Origin of the sequence: Pseudarthrobacter sp. GA104, from assembly GCF_009741265.1 — a bacterium.
GTDB lineage: Bacteria > Actinomycetota > Actinomycetes > Actinomycetales > Micrococcaceae > Arthrobacter.
The window spans coordinates 1,453,272-1,474,496 of sequence record NZ_WOWL01000001.1 but is presented as its reverse complement, the minus strand read 5'-3'; the positions used below and the strand labels follow the sequence as shown (position 1 = coordinate 1,474,496).

Genomic DNA, 21,225 nt, shown 5'->3' with positions numbered 1-21,225 from the left:
GGGGAACGCAGATCAGAAAACTGACCAGCCGGTGCGGTCGGAAAGGTCGGCGAGGGCGGCAGTGCCGGCAAGGGAATTGCCTTTGCCGTCGAGCCGGGGACTCCACACACAGATGGAGCACTCGCCGGGAACGATGACCAAAATGCCGCCACCCACACCGCTTTTGCCAGGAAGGCCCACGCGGTACGCGAACTCTCCGGCAGCGTCGTACATGCCGCAGGTCAGCATGATGGAGCCAACACGTTTGGCATCGCTCGGGGACAGGACGGGTCCCGCCGTTCCCCGGCCTTCCCCAGCCAGGAAAAGCCCCGCCTTGGCGAGTTCAACGCAGGTCATCATGATGGAGCAGTGGCGCACGTAGTTCTCCACCACTGCTTCCGCCGGTCGCTTCAGGTTGCCGAAGTCCTTCAGGAAATGCGCCAGCGCCAGGTTGCGGCTGCTGCCCGAAAGCTCACTGGCGGCCGCCGCTTCATCGATGTACGGCCCGCTGACGCCCGCTTGTGCGGTGAGGAACCGCAATACCCAAGCGGCGGCGTCGTATGTTCCTTCCATCAGGTGGTCCGTGACAACCAAAGCGCCGGCGTTGATGAAGGGGTTCCGCGGGATCCCGTGTTCCGCCTCCAGTTGGACCAGCGAGTTGAACGGGGTCCCTGACGGTTCACGCAGGACCCGGGACCACAGCCTTCCGGTGGTGTCGCCCTGCAGGGCCATGGCCAGCGTGAACACCTTGGAGATGCTCTGGATCGAGAAGGGGACATCCGCGTCGCCGGAGCTGAAGACCTGGCCGGAAGTGGTGGCAACGGCTATGCCGAACTTGTTGAAGGGAACGTCCGCAAGGAACGGGATGTTCGCCGGGACAGAGCCTGTCTCCCGCCGCGGCCGGTGGTTCCGCACGAGGTCGTGGAGGAGGGGGCCGAGCGGTGGTGCCGCAATTGCTACGGTCATTTCCGGCCCGCTTTTCGATTGGATGTTTCAGCCCATTCCTGGATGTGCAGCAGGGCAACCAGCGAGTCCCGGGGGTTGCCGAAGTCCAGTCCCGTCACTTTGGATACCTTGCTGATGCGGTAGTAGACGGTGTTTTTGTGCAGCTTCATCCGCTGGGCGCATGCGGCAACATCAAGCGAAGCTTCGAAGTACACCCGCAGCGTTTCGGCCAATTCCACGTCCTCAGACAGGAGGGCCGAGAGGCTGCGATGGCGGAAAGCCGAAGACGCGAAATTCTGTACTGCTTCGCGGAAAAGGATCTCTCCCTCAAAATCGTCCACGGTGGCCACTGACGACGTTGTGGACCTTCCCACGCAGCTCAACAGTGCTTCTGCCATCCGGGTGACCGAGTGGATGGAGAGCAGGTCCGGGGCCACCGGGCCTACGGCCGCAAACGGGGTGATGCCAAGGTGCTTGCGTGCATCCCGGACGATGGACTCTGCAAGGCCCCGGAGTCCCGGTTCCGCCGCTGCAGACTGCAGTCCGGGGACAATCACTGCGGTGTCGCCTTTGAACTGCCCCACGATTGCCGAAGCTTTGTAGGCAGCGGCGTGGATGGAAGCCAGGTTGGCAAGCTCGCCGTGCTTTAGTGCGGCGTCATCGGCTTCCACATCGGAGATCCCGATCAGGATCAGCGCGGCCGGGCGGTCAGCGGAGATCTTTTCGCTGTGCGCGCTGGCTGCTGCCTCCGCGGGGCCTGAAAGGATCCGGGCAATGCGGTCTTCCCGCATGTGCACCGATTGCTGGTTGCGGTAACGGATCAGCTCAGCCGAGGTACGGGCAGCGGAACCCTGCAACACCTGGTCAACGTCCGGGCCGAAGCCGTCGCCGGTCTCCTGGAGCCAGATGTAGCCCATGATCCTGTTACCGGCGAAAAGGGTGATGGCTACGCGTTCGCGCAGTCCGTCCTGGGGCCTGGCGGGTACTCGCACGGGGAACCGGGTGCCATGGAGTTCACGGTAGGCTCCAAGGTCCTTGAGCAGCAGCTCGTATTTCCGTGGCCCGCGCCTGGCCAGGATGGAGGCTTTGCGCAGCTCGTCGATGTCGTTGGAAACGGTGGAATACGCCAGAACCTTGTTGGCCGCGTCTTCGATCACCACGTGGCTGGAGGTGAGCCGGGCAGTGGTCTGGGCGATCGCGAACAGATCTTCTTCCAGCAGCGTCAGGACTTCGCTCTGATAACTGGGCGGCTGGATCCTGTCTTTCGCGATAGACAGCAGGCGGTCCCAGTCGGCCGCGGGGTCCACCAGGAGCAGGCCGGTACCGGCGTCGCGCAGCAACTCTTCGGCTTCGGACAGCTCCTGCCGGCTTCCCTTGACGGCCACCACCGGCGGCGGGTTCCGCAGCAGCCGCCGCAATGCGGGCAAAGCCGACCGTCCGCGGACTCCAATCAGCAGGACAAACGCCCTGTCGCCGTCGAGCTTTTCATCCTCGGCGTCCATGATCAGGAAACGTTCCACCGCGGAACCGTCCGCCGGCCGGAGGATGAGGCTTCCAAAGCCCAAGGGGAGATCCGAAAGGATATCGTCCACCGTCACCGCAGTCATGGGTTCCTTCTGGTCGATCTGGCCGGACGGCTCTGTCCGGTCAGCCCATCGTATCCACCGCTGAACACGGAAAATTTGTGAGGAAATCCCAATCCGGCGGGTGCTTTTCGGTTTCTTTTCCAATGTATTTGCTTCACCGGCCTCCACGCCCTGCCGGGCACCCGACGCAGGACGCCGGAGCGGGAACTGGTCCACAAACCAAAAAGGCCCCGCTTCTCTTTCATAAAGAGAAGCGGGGCCCTGCTACTTGGCGGTGACGGTGGGATTTGAACCCACGTTGGCTTTTACACCAAACAACATTTCGAGTGTTGCACCTTCGGCCGCTCGGACACGTCACCAACCTCAATAGGGTACCGGAGCGAGGCGCCCATCCCCAAAACGGGGCCGATCACGCCTGGCCCGTTATGGTCCGGGCAGAGGTGGCCCCAAGAAGATTCAAAAACTTTTTCGCAGCGGTGGGCTGAGGGCCTAATAATGTCGGACCCCCTCGCGATGATGGAGGTATGGAATCGAACGCGGCGGTGGTGCAGGGGGAGGAAGCGGTTGACGCTTCTGTCGCGGCGTTTATGGCTGCGCTGGCTGGCGGAGGCCTTGCCGCGGGCGGGCCTGCCGTTTCCGGTGGCCGTGGCGGGGGCGGGGGCGTTGATGATCCGTTGCAGCGGGTTGCTGATGCGGCGTTGGATGTCCTGGGTGGGGTGGCGCGGTCGGAAGCGAAGTTGGCGGCGGTGAAGGCAGTGGCCGCGGCGGCCCTTGCCGGGGCGACGAAGGCGATGAATCCTCCGCCCGGGTCCCCTCACGAGGCCACGGCGCAGGACCGGAGCCTGGTGGCGGAGGTCGGGTGTGCGCTGGCCATCGGTGACCGGGCCGCCGGAGCTTTGCTGGCTGAAGCCCATGCCTTGACCGCGTCGCTGCCCCGGACCCTGGCCGCCCTGCAGGGCGGGACGATTTCCTGGGCGCATGCCCGGACCATGGTGGACCAGACCGTCGGCCTTGGCCCGGCCGGGGCGGCGGCCCTGGAGGCCCATTTCCTGGACCCGGACGCCCCGGGGGCGGTCCGCGGGTGCCCTGTGGGGGAGATGCCCGCGTACCGGTTCAGGGCCAAGGCGCGGGGGTGGCGGGAGCGGCACCATCCGGAGAGCCTGGCGAAGCGGCACGCCAAGTCCCTGGCGGACCGGCGGGTGGAGTGCTGGCCGGATAATGATGCGATGGCCTGGGTGGCCGCCTACCTGCCCGCGGACCAGGCGTCCGCGATCTGGAACCGGCTGACCGCCATTTCCCGGGGACTGCAGGGCCCGGACGAGGCCCGCACCCTGACCCAGCTCAGGGCCGACAATTTCGCCGAGGCGCTCCTGGGCGGCGGGAACATCTCCCGGGTTACCGGGCACAGCGAGGCAACCAGTGCCGGGCACGGTGAGGCGGGAAGTTCCGGCGGCGGGAGGTGGCAGGTCCCGGCCCGTCGTCGTCGATTCGGCCGCAGGTGCTGGTCACCGTGCCCGTGTTTTCCCTGATGGGCTTGACGGACGAGCCGGCGGTGCTGGACGGGGCCGGCCCCATCCCTGCCTCGATGGCCCGGGACCTCGTCGCCGACGGTGCCAGCTCCTTCTACCGGGTGCTGGTGGACCCGCGGGACGGGGCGCCCCTGGAAATCGGCCGCACCAGCTACCGGGTGACCAAGGCGATGCGGAACTGGCTCAGGCTGCGGGACGGCAAATGCCCCTTCCCCGGCTGCAGCAACCCCTCCCTCGACAACGAAGCCGACCACCTCCTCGCCTGGCACAACGGCGGCACCACAGGAGTCTCGAACCTCGGACAGCCCTGCCCGAAACACCACAAACTCCGCCACACCAGCGGCTGGAAACCCACCCCCGCAACAAAGAACGAACCACCCGGCTGGACCTCACCCACCGGCCGCCACTACACAAGCGAACACCAGGACTGGGAACCACCACGGTGGCCGGAACGGGCTGTGCCGGCAGGGCTCCGCGCGCTTGATGACAGTGCGGAGATGTGGCCACCGCCCAACGACCTTTCGGGGGTGTCGCTGCCTGATGACTTGTCTGATGCTTGGCCTCCAGCGGCCGGCCGGTCGCTCCAGGATCTGTCGCTCCAGGACCTGTATCCAAAGGAGGAGTTCCCCGAGGACACTTTTGCTGACTGGTTCGTGCCTGGGTACCAGCAGCCCAAGGACCCGCTGCCCGAAGATGTTTGGTGGGAGATGGCCTGCCAGGCAAGCGCTGGCGTCACGTAACGAAGCCCTCTCCGCAATCGTGATGGTGAGGCCTGCCCGGACTGTGCCTCCCGACGGGAACCGGACTGTGCCTCCCGACGGGGAGGAAGCGACGGGACAAGGGGACTGCCGCCGTCCAGCTTTCCCGCGCGCACGTTGACGGCTAGATTCATCAGCAACATGACTAATCAATCCAGTCCAGCGCATCAATCCAGTCGCACGCACGCAACCGCCTACTGGACCACAGCCAGGGAACATGGCGAGCTCCGGCCCGAGGAGCTGCCTGCCCGCGGGTCGGACGAGGCCCTGGTCCGCGCCCTGTACTCCGGCATCAGTAAGGGCACGGAAATGGTGGTCCATGCAGGCGCTGTTCCGCCCCGGGTTGCCGAGGAGATGAGGGCACCCCACCAGGAGGGACACTTCCCCGGGCCGGTGAAGTTCGGGTACCTCTCCGTCGGGGTTGTCGAGGAGGGTCCGGAGGGCTGGGCGGGGCAGCGCGTCTTCTGCCTTAACCCCCACCAGGACCGCTACGTGGTGCCGGTCAGCTCACTGACGAAGATCCCTGATGACGTGCCCTCCCGCCGGGCAGTGCTCACCGGCACGGTGGAGACCGCCGTGAACGCATTGTGGGAGGCGGGTCCGCGGCTGGGAGACCGGGTTGCGGTGGTGGGAGCCGGGCTGGTGGGCGGCATGGTTGCCACCCTGCTGAGGACCTTCCCGCTGCAGCGCTTGCAGCTGGTGGACCTGGATCCGGGCCGGAAGCACCTGGCGGAGTCCCTGGGCGTGGACTTCGCCCGCCCGGATGACGCCCTGGCCGACTGCGACATCGTTTTTCACTGCTCTGCATCCCAGGAAGGCCTGGAGCGGAGCCTGCAGCTCGTGGGCGACGAGGGGGACGTCATCGAGATGTCCTGGTACGCCAACCGCGAGGTAACCCTGCCGCTGGGGGAGGACTTCCATGCCCGGCGGCTGTCCATCCGGGCCAGCCAGGTGGGTGTGGTGGCGCGTGCGCGCCGCCACCGCAGGACCAGCGCCGACCGCCTGGACCTCGCCGTCTCGCTGCTCAAGGACCCCGTATTCGATGCCTTCCTCACCGGTACCTCGCGGTTCGCCGAGTTGCCCGGCACGGTGCAGGACCTCGCCCACGGGAAGCTTGAAGCCCTGTGCCACGTCATCGAATACCCCACCGACGAAGGCGGCGGGAACGAAGGCGGCGGGAACAAAGACCGCGGGAACAAAGACCCCGAGAACAAAGACCCGCACCAGACCCGAGAAGACCAGAGGTAGTCCATGTTCAGCCTGACCGTCCGCCGCCACTTCATGATCGCCCACAGCCTGCCCCGTGAGGCGTTCGGGCCGGCCCAGGCCCTGCACGGGGCGACTTTTGTCGCCGAGGTGTCCTTCCGCCGTCGGACGCTCAACAAGGACGCGATCGTGCTGGACATCGGCGCCGCCGGCACCATTATCGAGGAGGTCCTGGCAGGCCTGAACTACCGCAACCTGGACGAGCATCCGGATTTTGCGGGCAAACTCAGCACCACTGAGGCGCTCGCGGAATACATTGCCCATTCAGTTGCGGAAAAGCTGAAGGATGACGACGACGGCGGCCGTCTTGAGGGCATCGACGTCACCCTGCGGGAGAACCCGGATGCCTGGGCCACCTACTCGCTGGATCTCCCGGCAGCGGACTCTCCAGCAGCCTGATCCCGTGCCCCGCATCCGCCTGCTGGTACCCGGCAACATCCACCACCATTCCGGCGGGAACGTCTACAACGCGCGGCTGGTGCAGGGCTTGGAGGCCTTGGGGACAGAGGTCGAGGTGATCGCAGTGGACGGCTCCTGGCCTGAAGCCAATGCCCACGCTCGGCGCCGGCTGGGCATCCTGCTTGGCGCCTGGGAACCGGACGCAGGACTGCAGGGCACCGTGATCCTTGTGGATGGGCTGATCGCCATGGGTGCGCCGGATGAGCTGGAATTCGCGGCCAAAGCCGGCCGGGAAACCTGGGTGCTGGTCCACATGCCTGCACCCGCCCGCTACGGACTTGAGGCAAGGTCCCTGCGTGCCGCCACCGGGGTGCTGTGCACCAGCACCTGGGCCAGGAATGTCCTGGCGGCACGCCATGGCCTACATGGGTTGAAGGTCGCCCTTCCCGGCACCGACCCGGCTCCGCTGGCCCCGGGATCCACGCCGCCCCATATCGTTGCCGTGGCCGCGCTCCTGCCCAACAAGGACCAGTTGCTTGTGGTTGGAGCGCTGGGCTTGCTGCAGGACCTCGACTGGACGGCAGCCCTGGTGGGTTCGGACCGGGCAGACGCGGAATACACCGGCAAGGTTCGCGCTGCCGTTCAGGCGAACGGCCTGGGCGGACGGATCCGGCTCACCGGCGAGCTGACGGGACAGGCGCTCGAAAACGCATGGCTGCGGGCAGACCTCAGCCTGCTGGTCTCCCGCGCTGAGGCCTTCGGCATGGTGGTCACCGAGTCGCTCGCCCGCGGTATCCCGGTGATCGTGCGCGAGGGGACGGGCGCCGTCGAGGCCTTGCGCCTGGGCGCACCGGGTACGGACGACGACGGCGGCCCGCTTCCCGGGGCGAAGGTCGCCTTCCCTGCCGATGACGACCCTGCCAACCCGGCCCTGCTGGCCCAGGTCCTCCGCAGCTGGCTGGAGGACACCGCAGCCAGGGCTTCCTGGCGCGAAAGGGCGGTTCAGGCGAGGAGCACGCTGCCGGGTTGGGACCGGACAGCGGCCGTAGTGCTGGACGCCACCAGGAGTTAGAGCCGGTGCCCGGCGAAGAAATCACGCAGCAGCCCGGCACACTCCGCCTCGCGCACCCCGGGATAAACCTCAACCCAATGATTCAGGCGGCGCTCGCGGAGCACGTCGAACACGGATCCTGCCGCCCCCGCTTTTTCATCCCAAGCCCCGAAGACCACCCGCGGAATCCGGGCCAGGACAATGGCGCCGGCGCACATGGCGCAGGGCTCCAGGGTCACCACCAGCGTGCAGTCGGCGAGCCGCCAGCCGTCTCCGCTGCCGCCGTCGAGCACTGAAAGCTGGCGCAACCGTTCTGCCGCCTCCCGGATGGCAACCATCTCGGCGTGGGCGGTGGGATCACCAAGCTCCTCCCGCTGGTTCCGGCCGGAACCCAGCACGGCGCCGTCGGGCCCTATGACCACCGCACCAATCGGCACATCCTCCGTAGCAAGGGCGCGGCGGGCCTCGGCCAGGGCAAGGCCCATCCACGCGTCGTGTTTTTTATCTGCGGAGACCATGGCTCAATGATAGTTTCGTGGGATAACCCGAGCCCGTGACGCCCCAGACGCCGGGAGGCACAGTGAGCACCGTCCGAGACCGCATGGACAAGTGGATCAAGCCCTATGCCGCCTTGTGGCTGACCCTGATCATCGGCGGAACACTGGTGGTCACCTTGGCCCTGCTCGGTGCGGAGGTATACGCGAATGTAGTGGACGAGGAGGGGCTGGCCAGCCTGGATATTCCCGCGCTGGAATACTCCCAGTCGCTGCGGAATCCCGAGGTGGACGCCTTCGCCACCGGCTTTACCAACGTGGGCGGGGGGATCGGCATGCCCATTCTCGCCAGCATCCTCACCGCGTGGCTGACATTACTGAGCAGGACGTGGCGGCCCATCGTCCTGGTGGGCGGCGCTGCCCTCGTTTCCACAACTGCCACCACCCTCGGCAAGCGACTGGTCGGCAGGACCCGTCCGGACCATTCGGAGGCGGTGCCGCCCTATGAGACCACACCGTCCTTCCCGAGCGGACACACGCTGAACACAACTGTGGTGATAGGCGTCCTGGTCTATCTGATGTGCCTCCAGTTCCAAATCCTGTGGGCTAGGATCGCCGCGATAACGGCCGGAGCCATCTTCATCATCGCCATGGGCCTGAGCAGGGTTTTCCTGGGACACCATTGGCTGACCGATGTGATGGCCGGCTGGTTCCTTGGCCTTGCGTGGGTGTCCATGGTGATCCTCGCCCACCGGCTGTTCCACCTGATACGCCGCCGCGAGCACGCGGGCCCTGCGCCCACGTTTGAACACCCCGTCCTCCGCGAGGACCACACCGGGGAGCCGGAGGCCAGCGGCGAAGTGCCGGGGAGGGGGCCGGCGGCCGGGTGATAGTTTTGACCAATGCGCACTCTCGTTGTGGACCACCCGCTGGTCGCCCATAAGCTCACTGTCCTCCGCGACAAAAACACTCCGTCCCCGGTCTTCCGGCAGCTGACGGAGGAGCTGGTGACGCTCCTCGCCTACGAGGCAACGCGCGAGGTCCGCACCGAGCCCGTCACCATCGAAACGCCCGTCAGCACCACCGTGGGCACGGCGTTCACCAAGCCCACCCCGCTGGTGGTGCCCATCCTGCGCGCGGGCCTTGGAATGCTCGAGGGCATGACCAAGCTCGTCCCCACAGCTGAAGTGGGCTTCCTCGGCATGGCCCGTGACGAGGAAACCCTGGACATCATCACGTACGCCGAGCGCCTGCCTGAGGACCTTACCGACCGGCAGATCTTCGTCCTGGACCCCATGCTGGCCACCGGCGGGACGCTGCGCGAAGCCATCAAGTTCCTGTTCAAGCGCGGCGCCTCTGATGTCACCTGCATCTGCCTGCTTGCCGCTCCGGAAGGACTGGCGAAGCTGGAGGAAGAACTCTCCGGCGCCAACGTCACCATCGTGCTGGCCTCCATCGACGAAAGGCTCAACGAGAAGTCCTACATCGTTCCCGGCCTCGGCGACGCAGGCGACCGGCTGTACGGCATCGCAGGCTAAAGCCAGGCCTTTCCTGTTCCCGGCCGCAGGGCTAGCCTGTGCGGATGGACTGGAAACTGGAACTTGTGTTTGTCCCTGTGTCCGACGTGGACCGGGCCAAGGATTTCTACGTCAACAAGGTGGGGTTCAATGCCGATTTCGATCAGCGGCCCACGGACTCCATCCGCTTTGTCCAGCTGACTCCTCCCGGCTCGGCCTGCTCCATCTGCATCGGGGAAGGGCTCACGGACGCGCCTCCGGGTACCGGCTCGAACCTCCAGCTCGTGGTCAGCGACATCCAGGCTGCCTACGAGCACCTGAAGGGCAACGGGGTGGACGTGAGCGAAGTGGACGTGCAGGACTGGGGCCATTTTGTGTACTTCGCGGATCCGGACGGGAACCGGTGGGCCGTCCAGTACATCCCCGGCCGGGACGCGGGGGAGCAGCAGAAGTAGGTTACTGCATCCCGCCTAGTACCAGTTGTTCGACAAGTGGAAGTTCAGTGCACCACACGGCGACTGGTAGCGCTCCTGGATGTAGTTCAGGCCCCAGTTGATCTGCGTGCGGTAGTTGGTGAGGTAGTCGGCTCCGGCGCTGGCCATCTTCTCAGCCGGCAGGGACTGGACGATGCCGTAGGCGCCGCTGCTCGGGTTGGTGGCCGTGGTGGTCCAGTCCGATTCCTTGGTCCAGAGGGTCTGCAGGCACTGCATCTGGTCCGGAGCCCAGCCATAGGAAGCCAGCTGGCCTGCGGCGTACGCCTGGGCGCCTGCGGGATCATTAACCGCGACGACGGGCGCGGGCTCGGGTGCCGGGGCCGGAGCGGGTTCCGGCGCAGGAGCCGGTGCGGGCTCGGCAACGGGAGCAGGTTCGGCTGCCTGCGGGACAACGTTGATCTGCTCGGCTGCGGGCTCAGGCGCAGGGTTGGCCCGGATTTCGCTCTGCTCCATGCTCAGCTTGGAATGGGACTCCGAAGCCTGCGCCCCGGTGGCTGCCACGCGGGCACCCGTGTCGGTGGCCTGGCCCGCAGCGCCAACTCCAACAAGGAGGGCGCAGGATGCTGCCAGCAGCCCGGCGCGCCGGCCGACGGAGGGGAATTTGCCTGCTGCACGCGTGGAGCGTGCATCCGTGCCTGAATTCGGGCGTGGTTTTACAAGGAACTTCGACATAATAGATCGCCTCTCACACCTGCGGAGTTAGCTGTCGGGTTCGGATGAGGGCATCCGGCCGCACGGAAAAAACACGTGCAGGCTTAACCCCAAGGGCAGTCAGTGCCCGGGACGGTGGGTCCCCCGCCTCTGCCGTTGTTCAAGAGGAATCCGGGAAGTGGCAGAGCTTGGCGTCAACCCGGGATATGCGGCCCGAACGGGGACCGCACCCATTCGACGGTACAGGAGTTCAGCGCATAAGTCACATTTTGGTAACGGAGGTCACGATGACGGCGCGCCGCCTTGTGCCATTCCCCGCATGAGGGGTAGCCGCAGGGCGAACTGCGTGCGGCCGGGTTGCGACGTCACCGTTACCCGTCCGCCGTGGGCCTCAACAATGGACTCGACGATGGACAAGCCCAAACCGCTGGTTCCTTCAGCGGCGGACGCGCCGGGCGCGCTGGTCCCCGCACGTGCCGCGTCTGCGCGGGCAAACCGGGCGAAGACCTGGTCCACGAACTCCGGCGGTATGCCGCCGCCGTCGTCCGTTACGGTCACCACTGCGGCGCCCTCCGGCGTTTTCCGCACCCCCGTTACCACCGTGGTTCCCGGAGGGGTGTGCTTGCGGGCGTTGGAGAGCAGGTTCATCAGCACCTGCCGCAGCTGGGACGGATCCCCGTTCACCACCACCGGCTCGTCGGGGAGCTCCAGCCGCCAGGTGTGCCCTGGCGCCATGACCTTCTCATCGCTGACGCCTTCCACCACCAGCTGGGTCAGGTCCACCTCGGCAAGCTTCAGCGGCTGGCCCTCGTCGAGCCGCGCGAGCAGCAGGAGATCCTCCACCAAAGCGGTCATCCGTTCCGACTGGCTTTGCACCCGTGCCAGCGACTTCTCCCCGTCCGGAGTGAAGTTTTCCGTCATTCTCATCAGTTCGGTGTAGCCGCGGATGGCGGTCAGCGGCGTGCGCAGCTCATGGGAGGCGTCAGCCACGAACTGCCGGACCTTGGTCTCGCTCTTCTGCCGCGCCTGCAGCGCATTCGCAACGTTGTCCAGCATGAGGTTCAGCGCGTGCCCCACGCTGCCCACCTCAGTTCCAGGGTTGGAGTTCGACGGCGGGACGCGAACGGCGAGTGCCACCTCGCCGGCGTCCAGGGGCAGCTGCGAAACCCGGGTGGCCACCTCGGAGAGCTGTTCAAGGGGCTTCATGGTGCGGCGGATCAGGACCGTGCCCACCAGCCCGATCAGGAGCAACCCGCCCAGCGAGACGAACACGAAGGTCCACACCAGGGACGTCAGCGTGCTCTCCTTGGCGGCCAGGGGGAGCCCTGTGACCAGGACGTCGCCGAAACTGGTCTTGACCGCAATCAGCCGGTAGTCACCGTTTGAGAGCGTGCGGTCAACGGGCCGGGCATCGGTGGCCAGTGCGAGCAGGACCTGCTTGTCCTCGGAGGACAGCGCAGAGCGCGTAGTGTCCGGGGCCAGGAAGCCGGCGCTGTTGACCTGGCCGTTGAGGATGCGGGCGTTCAGTGTTCCCACGCTTTGTCCGCGGGAATCCAGGGGGTCCCTGCCGTTGAAGCCGCCGGAGGGAGGCCGGCCGGGATCGTTGGAGCGGGCTGCGGCCTGGCTCAGTTGCTCGTCCAGCTGGCGGGTGAGGAAGGAGTCCATCGAGGCGTAGCTGGCTACGCCCACCGCACCGCAGATGGCGATCAACAGCGCCATGGCCAGCAGGATAAGGCGTGTGCGCAAGTGCCAGGTGGCGGGTTTGAGCCAGCTCCGGGGCTGCGGCTCCGCGGTGTGCACGGAGGTCATGGCGCGCCTACTCCGCCGGCTTGATGACGTACCCGGCGCCCCGCACGGTGTGGATCATGGGAGGGTGCACGGCGTCCACTTTCTTGCGCAGGTAGGAGATGTAGAGTTCCACGATGTTTGCCTGCCCGCCGAAGTCGTAGTTCCACACCCGGTCCAGGATCTGGGCCTTGCTGATGACGCGCTTTGGGTTCTCCATGAGGTAGCGCAGCAGCTCGAACTGGGTGGCCGTCAGCTGGAGCTCCTCGCCCGCGCGGGTCACCTCCCGGGTGTCGACGTTGAGCACAAGGTCTCCCACTACCAGTTCCGCAGTGTCCATGGCGGCAACTCCGGAGCGCTGGACCAGCCGGTGCAGCCGCAGCAGGACTTCCTCCATGCTGAAGGGTTTGGTCACATAGTCGTCGCCGCCGGCAGCGAGGCCCACGATCCTGTCCTGGACCGCGTCTTTGGCGGTCAGGAAAAGCGCGGGAACCTCGGGTGCGAAAGCGCGGATCCTGTTCAGGACCTCGACGCCGTCGAACCCTGGAATCATGACGTCCAATACCAGGACGTCGGGGCGGAAGTCCTTGGCCAGCTTCACCGCTTCCGGGCCGTCGGCAGCTACTGCCACGGACCAGCCCGCCATGCGCAGCCCCATGCTCATGAGTTCAGAGAGGCTGGGTTCGTCATCCACGACGAGGGCCCTGATGGGGGAGCCGTCCGGATGGGTGAGTTTGGGGAGGTTGTTTGTCATGGAGTGCGACGTGGCCATGGGACAACTTTCCGATTATTGGTTTAAGCCCGGCTATGGCATTCCTGTGACCAAGCTGTGAATCCCAGCCTAGCGAGCTGGATGCCGGAAATGCGGCTGCTCCTGCGTGGCCGCTGCTGCGGGATTGCCGTCGCGCGGCAGTTTTCCGGGAAAATTTCTTGTCCGAAAACGCGGGCGGCTGGACACGCCAGCAAGGCGGTGAGTGGGATTTCCCTATCAGTCCCAGTCTTGAATATTTTCGACGGGAAGCGCCATGCTGTCGAACAAAATTCTGCCTAGGGGCGGAATCGGACGCCTCCAAGGGATAACAAGCGTTATTTTTATGGCTCCGCCAGAATCGTGATTTGCGGCACATTAGCCCAGTTCGTCTCATTATGCGGACGATCGCGTCCATTGTTACTTGCAAGTTGGCATTGTTACGCTGCACACTTCCAATGTGAACAAGAACTCAACAGCACCTGCAGACGCAGAATATTGGCCCAGCACATCCGCTGCTGCCGACATGCGCTGTTGTCGAATGCACGCCTGACCTTCCCACCCTCCGAAGTTCTTAGGCATTCGCCCCCAGCCCAGCGTCGGGCGCCCCTCCCCAGTTCGCTTTATGGGGAAACCCAGCATTCGGGCCGTGATGACGGCCATTCACATTGAGGTAAGCACTTATGTCAGTTGCATCCGGATACGTCCACATCTCTGTCCGTAACGCCGCCAAGGCGGGCCAGCAGACCGGCCTCCGCCCCGGCTTCGGCCCCCGCCCTGCCCTTGCTCCCTCTGCTTCCGGAAGCAACTTTCCCGCCCAGGGCTACGCGCCCCAGGGCTATAACCCCAATTCCTACGGGCAGCTCCGTGCCGTCCAGCCTGCCGAGGCGGCACCGATGACGGCCCCCACTCCCGTAGTGGCCGGTCCGGCTGCTGTCCGGCCTGTCGCCAATGACAACGTCGCCCGCGGATTCGTGCTCTACATGGGCATCGACGAGGAAACCGCGGCAGCCGCCGGGACCTCCATCGCCAAGCTGGCCCAGGAAATCCGCGCCTACGCCCAGTCCCTGGTGTCCGGGGCCGAAAGCTACGCAGCCGTCGCCGTGGCCCCCGCAGGTACTCCCGGTTCCGCGCTCGACGTCGTCCGTTCCACGTTCGGTGACCCCACCGTCAACAACCGCCCGCGCACTGAGGCCACGCGTCCCGCGCAGGCCCAGGAGCCGCGCCCGTCCGGTGTCCTGATCGACCTCGCTCGCCGCGAAGTCCACCTGGACGGCGAGTCCCTCAACCTGACGTTCAAGGAGTTCGAGCTCCTGAACTACCTTGTGGAGAACGGAACCCGCACCGTGGGCCGCGATGAGCTCCTGGAAGGCCTCTGGCGCAACGCCGAAGAGGTCCCCAACGAGCGCACCATCGACGTCCACATCCGCCGGCTGCGCTCCAAGCTGGGCCGCCTCGCCAACACCGTGCGCACCGTCCGCGGCCAGGGATACCGGTTCTACGAGCACCCCGAAGTGGTTGTCTGGGCCGCTCCGGAATACTCGATCTAGCACTAACCTCAAGGCCGCGCTCTCTGCGTATGTGCCCTCCGTGCCTGGCTTGGGCGGCGGGCTATAGGCTAGGGCCATGAGTGGGCACCATCTTCGACGGCTTGTGATCATGCGCCATGCCAAGGCCGACTGGCCGGGCGGGGTGGCCGACCACGAGCGTCCGCTGGAGGAGCGCGGCCACCGGGAGGCGCCCCTGGCCGGCCGCTGGCTGCTCAAGCACAACATCGTCCCGGACTTCATCCTCTGCTCCAGTGCCCTGCGGACCAGGCAGACCTGCACCTGGGTATGCTCGGAGCTGGGGGACAAAGCGCCCACCCCCAAGCTTGAGGACGGGCTGTACGCTGCCTCAGCACTTCGGATGCTGACGGTCATCAACCACGTTCCGGCCACCGTGACCACGTTGATGGTGATTTCACACCTGCCGGGGGTCCAGGACCTGGCAATGCACCTCGCCTCGCGGGATTCCGACCACCATGCCTACATGGACGCTGCCACCCGGTACCCCACCAACGCCCTCACCGTCCTGGAGACGGAGAAATCCTGGGCCGAACTGGACGGACAGGACGCCCGCATCACCAAGTTCAAGGTTCCCCGGGCCCACTAACCTGGCGCCCATCCTGCCGGGCCGGCAGGAGTCACCGGCGCGGCGTGGTTTTGGCCCCCGTTTTCGGCGGCGTCCTGGCAGGGGAAGCGGACGACGACGGGCGGTTGGCTGCGCTTGAAGGCACCCGCGCGGGCGCGCGGAGGCCCCCGGCCTGCTGGGCCGGTTTGCGCTGGGCTGTTCCCTTGGCGGCCGGCCTGCCCGCCGTCGTCCGGCCTTTCACGGAAGCGTCCCTGCTGGCCGTGCCCCTGCTTGTTGTGTTCCTGCCTGCCGTGCCCTTTGTTGCCGTGCCCTTTCTGCCGGGGCCCCGTCCAGCCGTACTCCGTCCAGCCGTGCCTGTCCGCGACAGCGCGTGCAGCCGGCGCCCGCGGGGCCAGGCCGCACCGACGAACAGCACGAGCAGGGTAACCACGGCTGCAGTGGCAGCGCCGAAAAAGTAGTTGTCGGGGTCGTCAGTGGGCAACGGCGTTCCGACGAACGAGGACTGGCCGGCGAAAGCCAGTTCCCACGTGCTGACGAAGGCGAGGGAAAAGCCGATGGTGAGGCTGGTGCCCGCGCATGCTACGAGCAGGGCAAGGCGCCGCCCCCGGTTCAGGATCTCCGTGATGCAGGCCAGGCATGCCAGCGCCAGGACACCGAGGAACGCAATGAATACCGGCTCGGCGAGCGTCATCCCGGTCAGCACCAGCAGGCCGGCCGCAACAACACCGGAAATAACCGCGAACTTTCCGCTCTTCCCCATGGGTCCAATCATCCCTGAGCTGAGGGTTGCTTCAGCACGTAGCCGCGCATGATGGCCATGATTGCTGCAACGCTTTGGTCACGCGTCCGCTCGGGGTGGTATGTCTGGCGGTCCAGTCCCACCACGAAGCAGGCCCCGAAAATGGCGGTTTCCAGGCTGCCCCGGGAAACCGACGGGTCCACCGGGTATGCCTGCGCCACCTTCTCCACTGCCTCCCCGATCACGCCGAGCAGCTCGCCGCGAAGGACGGCGAAGGTGCCCTGCCACTCGCTGGGCGTACGCCAGTTTTCGCTGACCCAGAGGCGCGCGAAGGACGGGTAGTCCGCCATGAAGTCCAGGGCCTGTCCGATCATTGCCTCCATGGCCAGCAGCGGGTCGCTTGCCCGGGAGCCGCCAGCCCCGGCTCGGCCCCCGGGCTGGCCTGCTCCCTGTTCCGGTGCTCCCAGGAGGCGGGCCTTCAGGATGTCCACCCCATGCCGCAGCAGCTGCGCGATGAGCTCCGACTTGCTGCCGAAGTTGTAGTAGACGGTTCCCTTGGAGACGCCTGCCGCAGCGGCGATCTCATCAACCGTGACGCCGGCCGCACCCCGCTCGCCGATGAGTTCCATGGACGCCTCGAAGAGTTTCTGGCGCGTAGCGGTAGTCCGGGCGGTGCGCAGGCTCTTCGCCGCTCCCGGTGGTTCCGTGCTCATACCGCAATCTCAGGTTTCAGCGTCTTCAGGGTCCAGTACTTATTCCGGCGCACCGCAACCGTGGACATGGCCGCGCCCAGGGCGGTATAGCCCACCAGGCCCAGGACCGTGGGTGCGATCATGGTCAGGTCCCCGCCATAGACCAGGTGCCGCATCCCGGCCACTACATAGCCCATGGGCAGGACCTCATGCACCACGTGGAGCGGCTGCGGGGTGGTTTGCCACGGGAAGGTCCCGCCGGAGGACACCAGCTGCAGGACCAGTAGGATGAGCACCACGAGTTTCCCCGGAGAGCCGAGCAGCGCCACAACGCCTTGGATGAGGGCACTGAACGCCATTGCTGCGGCCAGCATAAAGAACCACATCAGGACAGGGTGGGCGGGATTGAGCCCCAGGGCAAGATTCACGACCAGGGTAAGGAGGGTTGCCTGCACCGCCGAGACCGCCAGGAACGGGAGCCAGCCGCCCAGTGCGATCTTCCAGGACGCCGCATTGGACGCCAGCGCCCGCTGGGTGATGGGACGCATTGCCTGGACCAGCATGAAGATGCCGATCCACAGCGCGAGGGCGAGGAAGAACGGTGCCAGCCCGGCCCCGTAGGACTCGGCCTTGGCCTGTGAGACGTTGCTGACCGCCACAGGGTCTGCCATGACGCGGGAGATGTTGCTCTTCTGGGCGTCATCGGGGTTGGGCACCTGCCCGGCGCCTTTGCCGATTTCGTCCGCCAGCGTGCGTGACCCGCCCGCTGCCGTCCCGGCACCATTCATCAGCTGGGCCGCCCCGGCATCCACACTGCTTGCTCCGTCAGCAAGACGGCCGGCCGCGTCGAGCGCGGCCTGTTCTCCGGTGGCCAGTGCGGCAGCCCCGGTGTGCAGCTGGTCGGCGCCGGACGAAGCCTGCGACACGGCGTCCCTCAGTGCCGGCGTGCCGGCGGCGAGCTGCGCCGCGCCGGCACTGACAGACTGTGCCCCGTCCGCCAGTTGCTGGATCTGGGCGGCATCTGCCTGGATTCCCGTTTTGGCTGCAGCCATTGGGCTCGAGCCGGCTGTGGCGTCGAAGTCGGCCAGGATGCTGTCGGCCTGCTCCTGCGTAAGGACGCCTGCCGCGATAAGCCTGCTGTTTGATTCCAGCACCCGTGTCCGGAGCCCCTGGTCTGCGGCTTCCAGCTGGGCTGCAACGTTCTGCACCTTGGCGTTCAGCTGCGCGTTTCCGGCTGCCACCTGGGCTGCCCCGGCGGCGAGGGTACGGGAATCGGTGGGCAGCGTGGACGTCTTGTCCTTGAGCGTGGAGAGTCCGCTGCTGAGCTGGCCTGCGCCGTCGGTCAGCTCGTTGGCGCCGTCGCGCAGCTTGGCCTGCCCGGCATAAAGCCCGCCGGCGCCGTTGCTCAGCTCGGAGGTGCCCTCATGGAGGGCGGCGGCTCCGTCGCGGAGCTGCGCCACGCCGTCCGCCACCTGGCCCGCGCCGTCTGCCGCCTTGACCATCTGTGCGTGGATGGTGCCAAAACCCGTCAGCAGCTGGTTGGCCGTTTCCTCGCCCACCTCCGTGGCAACGGTGCTGTGGACGGCGGTGGTGAGTTTATCCACGATGGTGCTCAGGAGGTAGTTGTTGGCATCGTTGGTGGTGACGTTCAGCATTGCCTGGCTGGCGGAATCAAAACTGCCGGGGGAGACCAGGTTGGCCGAAAAGTCCCGCGGAATTTTCAGTGCGAACGCGTATTCACCGCTGCTGACTCCTTGGTCCGCCTCTTCCGTGGTGGCTACGGGTATCCAGTGGAACACGTTGCCGTCCACCAGGCTGTCCGCCACCTTCGCTCCCGCGTCAAGCCGCGTTCCGTCGCTGGCCGGGGCTCCGGCGTCCTCAACAACAAGGGCTGCGTCGACGTGGTCGAGGTTGCCATAGGGATCCCAGTTTGCGTAGAGGTAGACGGCGCCGTACAGCAGGGGGACCATGGTCAGCGCGAGTATGGTCAGCTTCGGCAGCAGCCCGCCGGTCATCCTCTTGAGTTCGGAGCGGGCCAGCCGCAGTATCGTCATTTGGCAACCTCTGTTTCGAGTTCAGCAGTTTCCGCGGCATCCCCCGTGGCGGCGTTGCCGATGGCAACGCTTGGTCCGTTCCACGACGGCGGGAGGGCGCCAACAGTGGCGACGACGGCGAGCGGCCGTCCGCCGTCGAACGCCAGCCGCTGGAGCCGCGGCAGCCACTCGGAGTCACCGTGCCGGTCGGGGGAATCGACCACCAGCAGGTCCGTGCGCGGATTGGCCAGCGCCAGCGCGGTCAGGAGCTCGAGCCGCCGGCCCGGATCCAGTTGCTCGGTCCAAAGGCCGGCGATGTCCTCGAAGCTGTTCACCTTCAGCCACGGACTGCTGAGCAGGGCGCCCCGGTAGCGGCGCGGGATCAGGGCCAGGTCCTCCGTGACAAGGTCCCGGACGCTGAGGTGCTGCTCCGGCTCGTTGACGCCCGGGGAGTCCACCAGGGCGCTCGCCAGCCGGCGCGGCTTGACCCGCTCGCTGCCGTCCCAGGTGATGCGGCCTCCGGTTGCCTTCATCCTGCCGCTGAGGACCAGCGCAAGGGCCGTGCGGTGGTCCTGCCGTCCGCCGGTGGCCAGCAGGAGTTCACCGCGGTTAACGTGGAGGGAAGTGGCCGGAAGCAGGGGGTCCCTGCGCCCCCTGACCGAGAGCAGCTGAGCTGAGAGCAAGATTGGCCTTTCGCAGAATGCGTCCAGCTCCAGCCTAACTAAACTGACCGGTCAGTTCAAATAGCGGCTGGTTCGACGCCCTACAGGCCGTATTTCTCCAGGAGCCGCAGCCAAACCTCACTGATCGTGGGGTAGGAGGGGACCGCATGCCACAGCCGGTCAAGCGGGACCTCGCCCACGACGGCGACCGTTGCGGCGTGCAGGAGCTCGGCGACGTCCGGGCCGGCGAACGTGGCGCCCAGCAGTACCTTCCGGTCCTCGTCGACCACCAGCTGCGCCCACCCCTCATAGTTCTCCGAATGCAGTGAAGACCCGGCCACCTGGATGGGGAGTTCCACCGAAGAGGCGTTGTAGCCGTCCTCGCGGGCACTTTCCAGCGTGCGGCCTACGGTGGCAACCTCAGGATCGGTAAAGACGACGTTGGGTACGGCATACTGGTTGGCGGTCTGGGAATAGCGGCTCCAGTCTGCCGGCCGCCCGGTCAGTTCGCCCTTGGCCCGGGCCGTGATGGCATCGCCCGTCGCCCGTGCCTCGTACTTGCCCTGGTGCGTCAGCAGGTTCTTGCCCGCCGCGTCACCCACGGCATACAGCCACGGGTCGTCGCCCGGGATGCCCTCCACCAGGCCGGAACTATCCGTACTGAGGCTCAGGCGGCCGTGGCTGTCCGGCTCGATGCCGACGCTTTCCAACCCCAGACCCTCAAGGGCGGGGTGCCTGCCCGTGGAGACGAGGACCTTGTCAGCGATGACCGTTGACCCGCCGGCCAACTGCAAACTGAAGGTGCCGTCGTCGTTCGCAGTGATGCCCTCCGTTGCGGTATTGAGCCGGATGTCCACGCCGTCCGCCCGCAGGCCCGCGGCAACCAGGCTGGCTGCCTCCTCCGGATAGTTCCCCAGCAGCCTGCTGCGCGCCACGAGCGTCACGGCGGATCCGAGGCGGGCGAATGCCTGGGCCAGCTCCGTGCCGGCAACACCCCCGCCCAGGACAGCCAGCCGCTCCGGAATTTCGCTGGCGGAGGTGGCGTCCCGGGTTCCCCAGACCTGCACGTCCTCAAGCCCTTCGATCGGGGGCATGTTCGGCATTGACCCTGTGGCCAGCACCACCGCGTGTCGCGCCCGCAGCAGGTGGGAGGTGCCGTCCAGCCCCGCAACCTGGACCGCCTTGGGAGCCGTAAGCCAGGCATGGCCCCTGATGAGGTCGATGCCGGAGTCCTTGACCCAGGCAACCTGGCTGTCATCCTGCCAGTTGGACGTGAAATGGTCCCTGCGCTTGAGCACTGCTGCAGCATCCAGGGTCCGTGTGACGGCCTCTTTGGCACCCGGCGTCGTCTGCGCAGAGTGCAGCGCCGTTCCGGGCCGAAGCAGGGCCTTTGACGGCATGCATGCCCAGTAGGAACACTCGCCGCCCACCAGCTCCGCCTCCACCAGCACCACGGAGAGGCCGCCCTGGACGGCGCGGTCCGCAACGTTTTCCCCCACGGCGCCTGCGCCGATCACCACAACGTCAAATTCCTGCTTCACAGGCTCGGGCATCATGGGGACAGCCTACGCCCGGGACAATGCGGACGTGGTTAACGCAAAAGGTCCGCACCGGCGAACCGGTGCGGACCTTGTTGGTGCGCCCAAAGGGATTCGAACCCCTGACCTTCTGTTCCGTAGACAGACGCTCTATCCAGCTGAGCTATGGGCGCATTCCGTGTTCCTGGAGAAGAACCGCTCTCCCTGAACCTCGAATTACTTTACG

Annotated in this window: 19 protein-coding genes, 2 tRNA genes, 1 pseudogene and 1 riboswitch; of the genes and pseudogenes, 9 read left to right on the top strand and 13 right to left on the bottom strand. The window is 66.3% G+C overall.

Annotated elements, in window-relative coordinates; all coding sequences use genetic code 11:
- Nucleotides 1-12: 12 nt before the first annotated feature.
- The 3 genes from GK109_RS06570 to GK109_RS06560 form a co-directional block, all read right to left on the bottom strand.
- Nucleotides 13-945, bottom strand: coding sequence for a glutaminase (locus GK109_RS06570; RefSeq protein WP_157239190.1), 933 nt, complete (start codon nucleotides 943-945; stop codon nucleotides 13-15).
- Complete coding sequence (locus GK109_RS06565; protein ID WP_157239188.1) at nucleotides 942-2,531, bottom strand: CdaR family transcriptional regulator; 1,590 nt, start codon at nucleotides 2,529-2,531, stop codon at nucleotides 942-944. Before GK109_RS06565 ends, GK109_RS06570 begins: the two co-directional genes overlap by 4 nt.
- A 248-nt stretch (nucleotides 2,532-2,779) precedes the next feature.
- Nucleotides 2,780-2,869: transfer RNA gene (locus GK109_RS06560), tRNA-Ser, on the bottom strand.
- A gap of 165 nt (nucleotides 2,870-3,034) precedes the next feature.
- Here GK109_RS06560 and GK109_RS06555 point away from each other — a divergent pair.
- The 4 genes and pseudogenes from GK109_RS06555 (at nucleotide 3,035) to GK109_RS06540 (ending at nucleotide 7,534) form a co-directional block, all read left to right on the top strand.
- A pseudogene (locus GK109_RS06555) lies at nucleotides 3,035-4,779 on the top strand (DUF222 domain-containing protein).
- A 159-nt stretch (nucleotides 4,780-4,938) separates the two neighbouring features.
- Entirely contained in the window at nucleotides 4,939-6,045 is a 1,107-nt protein-coding gene (locus GK109_RS06550; RefSeq protein WP_231754810.1) for a zinc-binding alcohol dehydrogenase, read from the top strand.
- Nucleotides 6,046-6,048: 3 nt separating this feature from the next.
- Nucleotides 6,049-6,462 carry a 6-carboxytetrahydropterin synthase gene (locus GK109_RS06545; RefSeq protein ID WP_157239186.1) on the top strand — a complete coding sequence of 138 codons (414 nt, stop codon included), beginning with the start codon at nucleotides 6,049-6,051 and terminating at the stop codon, nucleotides 6,460-6,462.
- A 4-nt stretch (nucleotides 6,463-6,466) separates the two neighbouring features.
- A complete protein-coding gene (locus GK109_RS06540) occupies nucleotides 6,467-7,534 on the top strand; it encodes a glycosyltransferase family 4 protein (RefSeq protein WP_370460440.1) in 1,068 nt (355 codons plus the stop codon).
- On the opposite strand, the gene GK109_RS06535 is transcribed toward GK109_RS06540, so the two are convergent.
- The gene (locus tag GK109_RS06535; protein ID WP_157239183.1) at nucleotides 7,531-8,031 is read right to left on the bottom strand and encodes a nucleoside deaminase; all 501 of its coding nucleotides are present in this window, start codon (nucleotides 8,029-8,031) and stop codon (nucleotides 7,531-7,533) included. The two genes, GK109_RS06540 and GK109_RS06535, sit on opposite strands and share 4 nt — an antisense overlap.
- A gap of 83 nt (nucleotides 8,032-8,114) precedes the next feature.
- On the opposite strand from GK109_RS06535, the gene GK109_RS06530 reads away from it, so the two are divergent.
- The 3 genes from GK109_RS06530 to GK109_RS06520 are packed head-to-tail and all read left to right on the top strand — an operon-like array spanning nucleotide 8,115 to nucleotide 9,979.
- Entirely contained in the window at nucleotides 8,115-8,897 is a 783-nt protein-coding gene (locus tag GK109_RS06530; RefSeq protein ID WP_157242708.1) for a phosphatase PAP2 family protein, read from the top strand.
- Between the two features lie 12 nt (nucleotides 8,898-8,909).
- Complete coding sequence (gene upp / locus GK109_RS06525) at nucleotides 8,910-9,545, top strand: uracil phosphoribosyltransferase (protein ID WP_157239181.1); 636 nt, start codon at nucleotides 8,910-8,912, stop codon at nucleotides 9,543-9,545.
- Nucleotides 9,546-9,589: 44 nt separating this feature from the next.
- Nucleotides 9,590-9,979, top strand: a complete 390-nt coding sequence (locus GK109_RS06520) for a glyoxalase superfamily protein (protein ID WP_157239179.1) — start codon at nucleotides 9,590-9,592, stop codon at nucleotides 9,977-9,979.
- A 15-nt stretch (nucleotides 9,980-9,994) separates the two neighbouring features.
- On the opposite strand, the gene GK109_RS06515 is transcribed toward GK109_RS06520, so the two are convergent.
- The 3 genes from GK109_RS06515 to GK109_RS06505 form a co-directional block, all read right to left on the bottom strand.
- Nucleotides 9,995-10,690, bottom strand: a complete 696-nt coding sequence (locus tag GK109_RS06515) for a hypothetical protein (RefSeq protein WP_157239177.1) — start codon at nucleotides 10,688-10,690, stop codon at nucleotides 9,995-9,997.
- A gap of 5 nt (nucleotides 10,691-10,695) precedes the next feature.
- Nucleotides 10,696-10,856, bottom strand: a riboswitch (cyclic di-AMP (ydaO/yuaA leader).
- Nucleotides 10,857-10,951: 95 nt separating this feature from the next.
- Entirely contained in the window at nucleotides 10,952-12,478 is a 1,527-nt protein-coding gene (locus GK109_RS06510; protein ID WP_157239176.1) for a HAMP domain-containing sensor histidine kinase, read from the bottom strand.
- 7 nt (nucleotides 12,479-12,485) lie between these two features.
- Nucleotides 12,486-13,226, bottom strand: a complete 741-nt coding sequence (locus tag GK109_RS06505) for a response regulator transcription factor (protein WP_157239174.1) — start codon at nucleotides 13,224-13,226, stop codon at nucleotides 12,486-12,488.
- A gap of 659 nt (nucleotides 13,227-13,885) precedes the next feature.
- Between GK109_RS06505 and GK109_RS06500 the strand changes: the two genes are divergently transcribed.
- The gene (locus GK109_RS06500; protein ID WP_157239172.1) at nucleotides 13,886-14,752 is read left to right on the top strand and encodes a winged helix-turn-helix domain-containing protein; all 867 of its coding nucleotides are present in this window, start codon (nucleotides 13,886-13,888) and stop codon (nucleotides 14,750-14,752) included.
- A gap of 76 nt (nucleotides 14,753-14,828) precedes the next feature.
- A complete protein-coding gene (locus tag GK109_RS06495) occupies nucleotides 14,829-15,356 on the top strand; it encodes a histidine phosphatase family protein (protein WP_157239171.1) in 528 nt (175 codons plus the stop codon).
- A 31-nt stretch (nucleotides 15,357-15,387) separates the two neighbouring features.
- Here the strand turns inward: GK109_RS06495 and GK109_RS06490 are convergent, their stop codons facing one another.
- The 6 genes from GK109_RS06490 to GK109_RS06465 form a co-directional block, all read right to left on the bottom strand.
- Nucleotides 15,388-16,095: a hypothetical protein gene (locus tag GK109_RS06490; protein WP_157239169.1), complete on the bottom strand. Its 708-nt coding sequence runs from the start codon at nucleotides 16,093-16,095 to the stop codon at nucleotides 15,388-15,390.
- An 8-nt stretch (nucleotides 16,096-16,103) separates the two neighbouring features.
- A complete protein-coding gene (locus tag GK109_RS06485) occupies nucleotides 16,104-16,787 on the bottom strand; it encodes a TetR/AcrR family transcriptional regulator (RefSeq protein ID WP_157239167.1) in 684 nt (227 codons plus the stop codon).
- On the bottom strand, nucleotides 16,784-18,820 hold the full coding sequence (locus tag GK109_RS06480; protein ID WP_157239166.1) for a YhgE/Pip family protein: 2,037 nt from the start codon (nucleotides 18,818-18,820) through the stop codon (nucleotides 16,784-16,786). The genes GK109_RS06485 and GK109_RS06480 overlap by 4 nt, the downstream gene beginning before the upstream one ends.
- Entirely contained in the window at nucleotides 18,817-19,482 is a 666-nt protein-coding gene (locus tag GK109_RS06475) for an ABC transporter ATP-binding protein (RefSeq protein ID WP_157239164.1), read from the bottom strand. The genes GK109_RS06480 and GK109_RS06475 overlap by 4 nt, the downstream gene beginning before the upstream one ends.
- An 80-nt stretch (nucleotides 19,483-19,562) precedes the next feature.
- On the bottom strand, nucleotides 19,563-21,014 hold the full coding sequence (locus GK109_RS06470) for an NAD(P)/FAD-dependent oxidoreductase (RefSeq protein WP_370460770.1): 1,452 nt from the start codon (nucleotides 21,012-21,014) through the stop codon (nucleotides 19,563-19,565).
- Nucleotides 21,015-21,095: 81 nt separating this feature from the next.
- A tRNA-Arg gene (locus GK109_RS06465) sits at nucleotides 21,096-21,172 on the bottom strand.
- Between the last annotated feature and the right edge of the window lie 53 nt (nucleotides 21,173-21,225).